The sequence below is a fragment of the Pseudobacter sp. genome (assembly GCF_051955275.1).
In the GTDB taxonomy this organism is placed as follows: Bacteria; Bacteroidota; Bacteroidia; order Chitinophagales; family Chitinophagaceae; genus Pseudobacter.
Window position 1 is genome coordinate 88,671 of sequence record NZ_JBQCGW010000003.1, and the last position, 9,940, is coordinate 98,610.

Genomic DNA, 9,940 nt, shown 5'->3' on the forward strand with positions numbered 1-9,940 from the left:
CGGCCGGAATTGCTTCCGCCGGATTTTTCTTTCTAACCCAACTCTACAAGATTCTTTACTCTCCTTTCATCCATGGTTTGGGAGGCGTACCATCCATTTTCACGATCCTGGGATAGAAGGCGCCTACTGTATCCACCAGGTGGTTCTGGGCCTTCATTACCTGTTCGATATCCTTGTATGCATGCGGCGCTTCATCAAGTCCTCCTCCGATCAGTTTCACACCATGTTTTGCCAGCATTTCATTCAAAGAATTCTGCGTGATTGAATTCATAGCTGCTGTCCGGCTCATCTTCCTTCCCGCACCGTGCGATGCTGATGCCAGTGATGCGGCCTCACCTTTTCCTTTCACGATGAAACCAGGTGCAGTCATAGATCCCGGAATGATGCCGAGCACATCCTTTCCTGCCGGTGTTGCACCTTTCCGGTGTACAATCAATTCCTGTCCATCTATAATTTCCTTCCATGCAAAGTTGTGGTGGTTTTCCACCATCGTGATGGGCTGACGGCCCAGCTCCTTTGCTATTTTAGCGTGAATGGCATGGTGGCATGCTGATGCATAATCACCAGCCAGGTTCATTGCCAGCCAGTACTCCATTCCTTCGGCTTCGTTCAGGTCCAGCCAGGCCAGGTTGGCTGCTTCTTTCGGAAGCATCCTTTTTTCCTTAGCCACTTTTGTATATTGCTGAGCAATGCTTGCTCCCAGTCCTCTTGATCCGGAGTGCGACAACAATCCGAGATAAGTTCCTGCTTCCAGATTCAGCACTTCATCCTTTTCTTTGATTTCCACAATACCGAATTCAACAAAGTGGTTTCCGGAACCGGAAGACCCCAGTTGCCTTGCAGCTTTGTTCTGCAATTGTTTCAGTACTGCGATCTCATCAAAAAGTTTGTTATCGATCACCGCATGCTCAGAAGGTTTCAGGAACTGCTGTCCGCTACCGAAGAGTGTGTTATCGTTCAGAACAGTAGTGAAATAATGTTCACGCTGTTTCATAGTTTTAGGATCGATATCGAAAACAGACAAACACATCCGGCATCCGATATCCACACCAACACCGTATGGTATCACGGCGTTGGACGTGGCAAGTACTCCTCCTATCGGTAATCCATAACCGGAGTGGGCATCCGGCATCAATGCGCCACTTACAGACACAGGCAGTTTTGCCGCCTGGTCCATCTGCATCAAAGCCCCCTGCTCAATGAACTGTGAACCGAAGATGTTCACAGGAACACCTTCCCTGTTCAACACAATCATTTCACCGTTTATTTCCTCTTTAGGGATCAATTGTTGTGCGATCAATCCGAGAACTGCGTCGTTCTCATATTCAACAGGTGCTTTCAATATTTTCTGTAGTATGTCCATAACTTCCTCCTGACTGGAATGCTTGTATTCCTTTTGCATGATATTCATTGCGATGCTGATCACCGGACCTTCCGGGTAACCTATCTGCCTGAGGTCTTTACCTCTTAATTTCAACTTTGCCATTTCTGTTTGTTTTTTGATGTGGATGGAAATCCACCATGCTCCGTGACTTCGTCTTCCTGCTTTTCCACATCATCATAGTTTGTTTCAAATCCGGTTCCAGCATAACTATCGCAGGCTGAAAGCGGCGGGGTGAAGTGGTTCCTTGTGTTCATCAATTTCCACTTTCTTCTTTTTTACTTTCCTGCTCTCCATCACAGATGTGATGAGTGACACAAGCAGGGCGAATAATACAAATTTCATGTTGGTCTCCTTTTCGTTTCGTCATTGTTTTGGAATTAAGGCGGACCATTATTTCCGGGCGGAGGTCTGGGAACTAAAAAAGCCCGGTCGGTATGGTCCGGCCGGGCTTCTGGTATCCTTTTCAGCTTACTATTGCTGTACTGATCCGTAGTCTCCCGACCTGTTCCGTTTGTTAAAGTATTTGCTACTGCCATCAAAACGCAAACGGTACTGCATACAACCCATTGGGCGCATGCCTGTTACCTCCGGCTGCGATGTGCACCGGGTAACGGTTCCGTATGAATGCATTGCGTTGATTAGCATAACTGTTCAGTTTTATTGAATACAGAAAAACAAAAAACCCCGCAGTTGCTGCGGGGCTTATATTGTAAGGATCTTTTCGATCCGGCTATGCTGCAGCATAACAAGCCCCGCGGATGGCATCACTCGGATAGAGTGCAAACCACTTCACTGTTTCAATATGTTGCATCTTGCGGGACATGTTTTAAAATGTTTGTGATGCAAAATTGAAACTATTTTCTTATTCGTGCCAACTTTTTCTCAATAATTTTTAAAAAATATTTTTTGCGGGCTGCCGCTGTCGTAGAATTACCCCTATAGGAATTGGGCGGCAAAATGATTAGATTTAGAGTAAACACGCCACGTATGCCCACAACCAAAACCTTTTTAATAACACTACTTGTTATTAGTCACCTCTCCATGTTCGCACAAAAGCGAAGCATCACCGGCACCATCACAGATTCACAAACAGGCGAAGCACTCAGCGGAGTATCCGTTAGGATCCGTGGCTCCGCCAACGGCACATTCACCAATCAGCAAGGGAAATATAACATACAGGCACAACCGAATGATGTACTGGAGTTCACCATGATCGCTTACAGAACTTTCAACATTACAGTGAGTGAACAAACCAATATTGACGTTAAGCTTGAACGAATCACCACAGAACTGGAACAGATCATTCTCGTTGGCTCACGCCGCTCGGGGAGAGTAAAGATGGAAACACCCGTTCCGGTTGATGTTGTGAATGTAGGGCAGGTTTCATTGCCCACTTCCAGGATGGACCTCACTGCCATCATGAACTATGCAGCACCTTCACTCAACTACAACAAACAGAGTGGCAGTGATGGCGCAGACCATATTGACCTGGCCACGCTCCGCGGACTGGGTCCGGATCAGACCCTGGTGCTGATCAATGGAAAGCGCCGCCACCAGACAGCCTTTGTTGCCGTATTCGGAACAAGAGGCCGTGGTAATTCCGGCACTGACCTCAGCGCCATACCCATCGGCGCTATCGACCGCGTGGAGATCCTGCGCGATGGCGCTTCCGCGCAATACGGTTCCGATGCCATTGCCGGTGTGATCAATATCATTCTCAAAAAAGATGTGAACAAATTCACAGGCAATATCGGGTATGCGGGGTACTATGATAAAAAGTACAACCCGCATTTCAAATCCGGTTACAATATGTATGAGCATGATGGAGCCGTCGATGGAAATTCCATCGCCTTCAATGGAAACTATGGTTTCCCGGTTGGCAGGAAAGGAGGATTCATCAATATCACGGGAAACTTCCTCAGCATCGGCAAAACATTCAGACAGGCCATGGACACCAGCTCCGGCAGCAAGGATTATATGATCGATAATACAGTCCGTCGCGCGCATGGAGACGGATCCATCGTTTCCGGAGGCGGCTTCTTCAATGCAGAGATCCCCATCGGCACATCCAGATCCACCTTCTATTCATTCGGAGGATATAATTACAAATCAACCGATGCTTATGCCTTCACCAGGAACTTCTCAGCAAGGCCTGAAAGGTTCGTCACCACTGATGATTTCGATTTCATCGATGTTCCGGGAGTCATTAAAACAGACAGGACCGGAGAACGGTATTATAACCCCCATATACAAACGAAAGTTCGGGACTACTTTTTTGCAGCAGGGGTCAGAGGCGTTACTTCCGATAACTGGAACTGGGATTTCAGTAATGTGACGGGAGATAACAACTTCCATTACTACGGAGATAAAACCTTCAATGCTTCTTCTGACAATATCAATAAAACACATTTCGATGACGGAGGGTTCAGCTTCCTGCAAAACACCACTAACCTGAGCTTCAGCAAAGAAGTGCCAGGCATCATGAATGGCTTCAGCATTGCGCTGGGCGCGGAATTGAGGTATGAACTGTACTAGCTGTTTGCAGGGGAAGAGGCATCTTTCAATAACTTCAATCCAACCAAATCATTCGGCACGCCACCCGACCTCACCTATGTTGCAGCAGGTGCGCAAGGCTTTCCCGGGTTCCAGCCAGGTGACGAAGTGAACGACAACCGTTCCACTATCGGAGCCTATGCAGATGCGGAACTGGACATAACAAAACGATTCCTGGTAGGTCTTGCCGTACGTTTTGAAAACTATAGTGATTTCGGATTCACGCATAACTACAAACTCGCCACCAGGGTTAAGCTCTCCGGCAATTTCAATCTTCGCGGATCCGTAAGCACAGGATTCAGAGCACCTTCCCTCCAGCAGATCAATTTCAGTTCCAGCTTTACCACAGTGCAGGGAGGAACTATTGCGGAAGTGAAGATCGCGCCCAACTACAGCCCGATAACCAAAGCAGCCGGCATCCCTGAATTGAAGCAGGAGAAATCCGTGAATGCCAGTATCGGCTTCACCTGGAAACCCACCCCCGAGCTCGGTATCACAATCGATGGCTATTGGGTCCGTATCAAAGACAGAGTGGTATTGTCAGGGCAATTCAGTCGTGATGATGATCTGGATCCCGCGCTCATATCAGCCATGAACCAGCTGAATGTAAGCCTCGCTCAATTCTTTGCCAATGCAGTGAACACTACCAACAGGGGAGTTGACATTGTAATCGAGTACAATAAGAAATTAGGAAAAGGTAGTTTGCGCGCATTGCTCACGGGCAATATCCAATCGATGGATATCGACAAGATCAATGTACCTGCCAGGCTCAATGCCAGTGCGGACCTGGCAGCCACCTTCCTCACGGAACGTGAGCAGCAGTTCATTCTCTCATCAGCTCCCAAAACCAAGTTCGGTTTGAACCTGGAATACAATGTTGGAAAGTTTACAGCAGGCACCAGGCTTACGTACTTCGGAAAGATTGAAATACTGGGTTATGGCGATGGTACATCCGATGATTTTACGGGAGGCTTCCACCGCGGGGACCTGTACGCGTATGTACCTGCAGATGATGATGGACGCCCGGTGAAAGATAAATATGTGTACGGAGGCAAGCTGGTGAATGATCTTTACTTTGGGTATAAGCTGTCGGAAAATCTGAGTGCGTTTATCGGTGCGGATAATTTATTTAATGTTCATCCTGACCTGGGGATTGCGCCTGGTGCGCGTTTCTGGGCATTCAACAATGAGACTGGCGGGCCATGGGATGCAGTGCAGATGGGCGGAAATGGGATCAGGTTATTTGCGAGGTTAGGATTTACGTTTTAGAAGTAAGTAGCAATTCAGGCTCCGGGTTAGTAAAATATAATAACAAGTGGCTGTTCATTAGTTGAGCAGCTGCTTGTTTTATTACATGCATGCAGCAGCCAGTAATTTTTTTATGAGGCCGGGCTTCTTGTTTATTTCCAACAATGCGGTCCGGATCTTATCAGTTTTTTCCTGTGACAAAAAAGGAGGAACGATATCTTTGATGTCTATTTTTAATAGTTTACTAATGGCAATCAGATCAGGAAGTGTAAAAGGCCGTATACCATTCATGAGCTCAGACATATGCGTTTTACTCTTATGGCCAAGAATATATCCCAGTTCTTCTGCGTCAGATCTAAGGCTTTCACCTTATTACGGATAATTGATTTTCGTTTCTCCAGAAAGGCTCTTTCTTCTTCCGCAATTTGCTCAGCTTTATCACTCTCTTCCATCTGGTCATCAGATACGGCATTTACATCAGACCAGTACAATTTTTCATAGGCAATCAAAATCTTTCGAAGCTTTTTGCGAAGGACTTTAAAATGAGGGCTTTCCTCCGACATCAACCGGAGTTTTCGTTCGGCAATCATGGCCCTCTCGAAATCCAGCTCATTATCTACAAAACCTTTTCAATAAGTTTTTCTATATCGAATTGCGCTTTCATTTCTAAATATGTTTATGATCTTTAAGCCACTTGTTAATAAGTGCTTTATTATTTTTAAATAGCCTCTCGTATTGATCATGCGACCCTGCCCAGATTATAGTTGCTTCACCTTCTTCTTCAAACTTTATCAGTACGAGCTTGCGATGTACATGTATGTTGAAAAAGTAGCATCCAATGCTATGTACACAATCTGCATCTCTTCTTATATTTTTAAGAGTTGTTGACCTTAAATCTATCCTTTTCTGAAAACGGCTTTATTATTTGCATTGCTCTGAAAACAAAACAATACAAAAACCACACGCAATGCGTGCAGCATCAGCATCAGGCTCTTTGGGTAAGTTTAATGTCTTTTCTGGTTAGAAGCGTGAACGTTGTCCCCTCCGTAACAATGGGAAACAAACATTATCCGGTGGATCATCTCAGATCTTTTCCGGTACGTAGAGATTATTCTTGATAGCGTAGATAATGATCCCGGCTGTATTCTTCACGTCCATTTTTTCCAGGATCTTCATGCGCAGTCCTTCCACGGTGCGCACGCTGAGGAAGATTCTTTCGCCTATTTGTTTACTGGTAAGACCATCACAAATAAAACGGACGATCTCCAGTTCCCGCTCATTGAATTCGGGTTTGATATGATTTCTGTGGGGATTGAATTTGCTCTTGGCCACCATCTCTGCGAGCTTATGACTGGTATGGCGGCAGTAGTAAGGTTGCTGCTCATACACTGATTTGATGGCGTCTACGATTTCATTTTTGTCTGCGTTTTTCAGCAGGTAACCTTTTGCTCCTGCTTCCAGCATATCGATGATCAGGTCTTCTTCATCAAACATGGTGAGCGCAATGATACCAACCTGCGGATAGTGTTCCACCAGGTGGCGTGTAGCAGCGGCGCCATCCATGCGAGGCATCTTTACATCACTGATCACGATATCAGGCTGAAGGCTTTTTACCTGTTCAATCAGTTCGCGGCCATCACCTGCTTCACCCACGAGCTGGATATCCGGCTGCTTCTGCAGCATGATGCGCATGCCATCGCGGAAGATCTCGTGATCATCGGCGATCACCACTTTGATATTGCCGTGTATTTTGCTCATAAAACAGGATTCAGCAAGGAATTTCAAAAGTGTACATGGTACCTTTACCGGGCTCGGACTGGCAGCTCAATTCAGCGCCCATCACTTCTGCCCTACTCTGCAAGTTACGAAGTCCCAGACCCGGATTGTCTTTTATTTTCGAAAAATAATCGAATCCCTTTCCATTATCGGCTGTCATCAGCAACAGCCTGTTCTCCTCCTTCATCATTTTGATGAGAAGGATGGTAGCCCCGGCATGTTTGATGGTATTGTGCACTATCTCCTGGATGATACGGTAGATATTGATCTCCTTCTGTTGGGGGATATCGATGGCTTGTTCACAGATGTATTTCACCTGCAGGCCGCTTGCCTGGCTGGCATGGTCCACAAACTCTGCAATGGCTTTCTGAAGACCTTTGCGTACCGGGGTGTTCGGCATGAGGTTATTGGAAATCTCGCGCAGTTTGGAAATGATACTGTCTATATGCGTGCTGGACTTCATAATGGTAAGTGCATCAGTATCATTGGCAGCATCGATGCTGTTGATCTGGAGTTTTACGGCAGAAAGCAGTGGCCCCAGTTCATCGTGCAGGTCGGACGCAATGCGGGTGCGTTCCTTTTCCAGCGTATCGATCTCCGCCTGGATCTTTTCCTTATGTAAACGGAGGCTCCTTCGCTGATAGCGAATGATAGTAATGATAAAGTAGATGAGCACAGAACCCACTACCCCAACCACCATCAAAAGGGCATCATAAAGTTTTGCTTCCGGGGTATCCATAAGATCGCTACTGCATACAAGAAGTTAGCCAAAATATTCGAATAGACATTGATTTCCTGGAGATTTTGCCTGAATGGTTTGGTAACATATCTGAACAAATTCAGGTTGACCATACAAACGAGAATGAAGAAGGTATAAAAGATGATGATGGCAATACAGATCCAGAATTTCGGATTCCGGAAGATATTGCCCCTGTCGTTCACCACGGCTTTGTTGAAGGTATTTACACTGAATGCGATGAGGATGGCCGGATAGAAAACCCTGAACCCGAAATTGGGTATATGAATATTCTGCAGTACCAGTGTGATGATCACCCAGGCTACGATGCCGATACCCAGGAAAGAAAAGAAGACCGTCCGGTTGCCATTGAACAATCGCCAGTTATGAAAGAGCCAGGTGAAGAGGCAGTAATCCAGTATCGAGAATGTGTTTATCACTACCGTGAAGTTCCTGGGATCTGCCGACAGGAAGAACAGGCGGGCAGTGATCTCCACGAGTAATACCAGGAAGATCCGATAGAGAAAGGGATAGTAAGCCCGGTCTGCTTTTCGGAATCTTACTATCCCAATCACTACAGCGAACACAATACTGAGACTCAAAACAAAACGGACTGTATCATTCATTCAGCAAAGGTCGAGAGGATGATTGATTGGATTGCTGCTATCGGAAATATCGTATCAGTTAGGATCATTAAGATCAGCGGCCATCACCAGGGCCATTGAGGCAGGGAGGATCGCACTGGCCATATTCTGCGCCACCTTTGCCACCGGGAGGAGCTTTGGTTGCAACTGCATTTCCGTTGTCGGTATAGAGGTCGTTGCCTTTGGCATCCACGCCAACGAGGATCATGCGGAACTCATCCCTCCTGCCGCTTTTATCTTTCGCCACACCGTAGTAGATACGCATACCTACACAATTGGGGTCCTTCAGGATCTCCAGCAGCGCTTTCTTGTTGAAGGCTTCGCTGTTTGGGATGAAGATATTCGGGGCCAGTCTTTTCAGGGTATCACGGTCAGCGGCAAAATCGCCACGGAAACCTTTGATGTTATCTACGGAAATGAAGTGATCGATTTTAGCCAGATCGGAAGTGTCCTTTGGATGAGGGATCCATACGCCTTCTTCCTTGGGGCCTCCTGTACAGGAGTTGAGCAGTAGCACTGCTGCGGTGCCGATCAACGTGAATAAACTGGCTTTTTTCGGGATGAGTGCCATACAAAAACGTGTTTTATAGGTTAAATAGAATCTTAAAGATATTCGTAAACGGTTTCCGGGCAATAAGTACATCTACTGATTCTGACCTCATACACTACTGGCAATAAAGGGTATTTTAACGGTTGTTCCGCACTATGGATTATAGGAAATTTGAGGGGTCATCCTCTTATCAATCAAACAGTCTGTTATGCGCCACCAACTACCGGTAACGGGCAACGGAATGCTTCCATCCGCCATGCCCGCCGGAAAGAAGCCGAATATCACACCGATACTCGGTGACTCACTGGAAGTAATAGAATTGTACCACCGCGAGAAAGCGCAGGTATTGGAGAAAAGCCTTCAGCAGCTGAACCTGCTGGAAAATGCCAAGGAGATTGCATTCATATGCCGGGAGGTAATGGTCATACGCGAGAAGATCGCATCAATTCTGAAGAGGAAATTCAAATCATAAACAGGTGTTCCTTTCCCTTAAAACAACTTCATCTGTTCGCCGGGCCTGCGGAACTGGGTACAATCCAGTTCCCACCGCCCTTCGTTGATCCCGAATTTTTTGCACCAGGTATGAAATTGCCGGTTGATGAGTTCTGCCAGCGGACCTTCGCCACGCATGCGCGTGCCAAAGCGGCTATCGTTCACCTGCCCGTTATGCCCCTGTTCAATGAAGTGCCAGACCTTATCGGCCCGGTCGGGGTAATTTTTATAAAGCCAGTCGTGGAATAAGATCTTAACTGCCCCATTCAGTCTCACGAAAGTATAGGCAGCAAAAACGGCCCCTTCCTCCGAAGCGGCTTTCAGGATATTATGCATTTCCTGATCGTTGAGCCCCGGGATCATGGGGCCTAACATAACACCCATGCGCACGCCGGCATCTGTCAATTCCCGGATCACACGCATCCGCTGCCGGGCTGTGGTGGTCCTGGGTTCCATCTTTCGCCGCAGCTCCTCATCAAACGTGGTCACTGAAACCAACGCAGAAACGAGGTTTCTGGCAGCTAACTGCTGCAGCACATCCTTGTCACGCAGAATGC

Annotated in this window: 11 protein-coding genes; 3 read left to right on the forward strand and 8 right to left on the reverse strand. The window is 46.8% G+C overall.

The features are described 5' to 3' along the window. Positions 1–55 precede the first annotated feature (55 nt). Together ACTHMC_RS00495 and ACTHMC_RS00500 are read right to left on the reverse strand one after the other, a co-directional pair. The gene (locus ACTHMC_RS00495) at positions 56–1,486 is read right to left on the reverse strand and encodes an RtcB family protein (protein ID WP_440409893.1); all 1,431 of its coding nucleotides are present in this window, start codon (positions 1,484–1,486) and stop codon (positions 56–58) included. Positions 1,487–1,591: 105 nt separating this feature from the next. Continuing rightward, complete coding sequence (locus ACTHMC_RS00500; RefSeq protein WP_440409895.1) at positions 1,592–1,726, reverse strand: hypothetical protein; 135 nt, start codon at positions 1,724–1,726, stop codon at positions 1,592–1,594. Positions 1,727–2,425: 699 nt separating this feature from the next. On the opposite strand from ACTHMC_RS00500, the gene ACTHMC_RS00505 reads away from it, so the two are divergent. Both ACTHMC_RS00505 and ACTHMC_RS00510 read left to right on the forward strand, forming a co-directional pair. Next, positions 2,426–3,919 (forward strand): TonB-dependent receptor, encoded by a 1,494-nt coding sequence (locus ACTHMC_RS00505; RefSeq protein ID WP_440409896.1) that lies wholly within the window; start codon positions 2,426–2,428, stop codon positions 3,917–3,919. Beyond that, a complete protein-coding gene (locus ACTHMC_RS00510) occupies positions 3,920–5,206 on the forward strand; it encodes a TonB-dependent receptor plug domain-containing protein (protein WP_440409913.1) in 1,287 nt (428 codons plus the stop codon). It begins immediately after the preceding gene. A 266-nt stretch (positions 5,207–5,472) separates the two neighbouring features. Here the strand turns inward: ACTHMC_RS00510 and ACTHMC_RS00515 are convergent, their stop codons facing one another. The 5 genes from ACTHMC_RS00515 to ACTHMC_RS00535 form a co-directional block, all read right to left on the reverse strand. Continuing rightward, the gene (locus ACTHMC_RS00515; protein ID WP_440409898.1) at positions 5,473–5,748 is read right to left on the reverse strand and encodes a hypothetical protein; all 276 of its coding nucleotides are present in this window, start codon (positions 5,746–5,748) and stop codon (positions 5,473–5,475) included. A gap of 520 nt (positions 5,749–6,268) precedes the next feature. Next, complete coding sequence (locus tag ACTHMC_RS00520) at positions 6,269–6,943, reverse strand: response regulator (RefSeq protein WP_440409900.1); 675 nt, start codon at positions 6,941–6,943, stop codon at positions 6,269–6,271. Between the two features lie 10 nt (positions 6,944–6,953). After that, positions 6,954–7,700: a sensor histidine kinase gene (locus ACTHMC_RS00525; RefSeq protein WP_440409902.1), complete on the reverse strand. Its 747-nt coding sequence runs from the start codon at positions 7,698–7,700 to the stop codon at positions 6,954–6,956. After that, positions 7,661–8,323, reverse strand: a complete 663-nt coding sequence (locus tag ACTHMC_RS00530; protein ID WP_440409904.1) for a hypothetical protein — start codon at positions 8,321–8,323, stop codon at positions 7,661–7,663. The genes ACTHMC_RS00525 and ACTHMC_RS00530 overlap by 40 nt, the downstream gene beginning before the upstream one ends. 73 nt (positions 8,324–8,396) lie before the next feature. Next, the gene (locus ACTHMC_RS00535; RefSeq protein ID WP_440409906.1) at positions 8,397–8,912 is read right to left on the reverse strand and encodes a hypothetical protein; all 516 of its coding nucleotides are present in this window, start codon (positions 8,910–8,912) and stop codon (positions 8,397–8,399) included. 187 nt (positions 8,913–9,099) lie between these two features. On the opposite strand from ACTHMC_RS00535, the gene ACTHMC_RS00540 reads away from it, so the two are divergent. Further along, positions 9,100–9,363, forward strand: coding sequence for a hypothetical protein (locus ACTHMC_RS00540; protein ID WP_440409908.1), 264 nt, complete (start codon positions 9,100–9,102; stop codon positions 9,361–9,363). 17 nt (positions 9,364–9,380) lie between these two features. Here ACTHMC_RS00540 and ACTHMC_RS00545 read toward each other — a convergent pair. After that, positions 9,381–9,940, reverse strand: a 560-nt coding sequence (locus ACTHMC_RS00545) for an SPL family radical SAM protein (protein ID WP_440409909.1), incomplete at its 5' end; no start/stop codon positions are given.

Excerpts from the sequence above, each read along its gene's own strand:
- ACTHMC_RS00495 (WP_440409893.1), bottom strand. The coding sequence starts at position 1,486 with ATGGCAAAGTTGAAATTAAGAGGTAAAGACCTCAGGCAGATAGGTTAC.
- ACTHMC_RS00500 (WP_440409895.1), bottom strand. The coding sequence starts at position 1,726 with ATGAAATTTGTATTATTCGCCCTGCTTGTGTCACTCATCACATCTGTG.
- ACTHMC_RS00505 (WP_440409896.1), top strand. The coding sequence starts at position 2,426 with ATGTTCGCACAAAAGCGAAGCATCACCGGCACCATCACAGATTCACAA.
- ACTHMC_RS00515 (WP_440409898.1), bottom strand. The coding sequence starts at position 5,748 with ATGTCGGAGGAAAGCCCTCATTTTAAAGTCCTTCGCAAAAAGCTTCGA.
- ACTHMC_RS00520 (WP_440409900.1), bottom strand. The coding sequence starts at position 6,943 with ATGAGCAAAATACACGGCAATATCAAAGTGGTGATCGCCGATGATCAC.
- ACTHMC_RS00525 (WP_440409902.1), bottom strand. The coding sequence starts at position 7,700 with ATGGATACCCCGGAAGCAAAACTTTATGATGCCCTTTTGATGGTGGTT.
- ACTHMC_RS00530 (WP_440409904.1), bottom strand. The coding sequence starts at position 8,323 with ATGAATGATACAGTCCGTTTTGTTTTGAGTCTCAGTATTGTGTTCGCT.
- ACTHMC_RS00535 (WP_440409906.1), bottom strand. The coding sequence starts at position 8,912 with ATGGCACTCATCCCGAAAAAAGCCAGTTTATTCACGTTGATCGGCACC.
- ACTHMC_RS00540 (WP_440409908.1), top strand. The coding sequence starts at position 9,100 with ATGCGCCACCAACTACCGGTAACGGGCAACGGAATGCTTCCATCCGCC.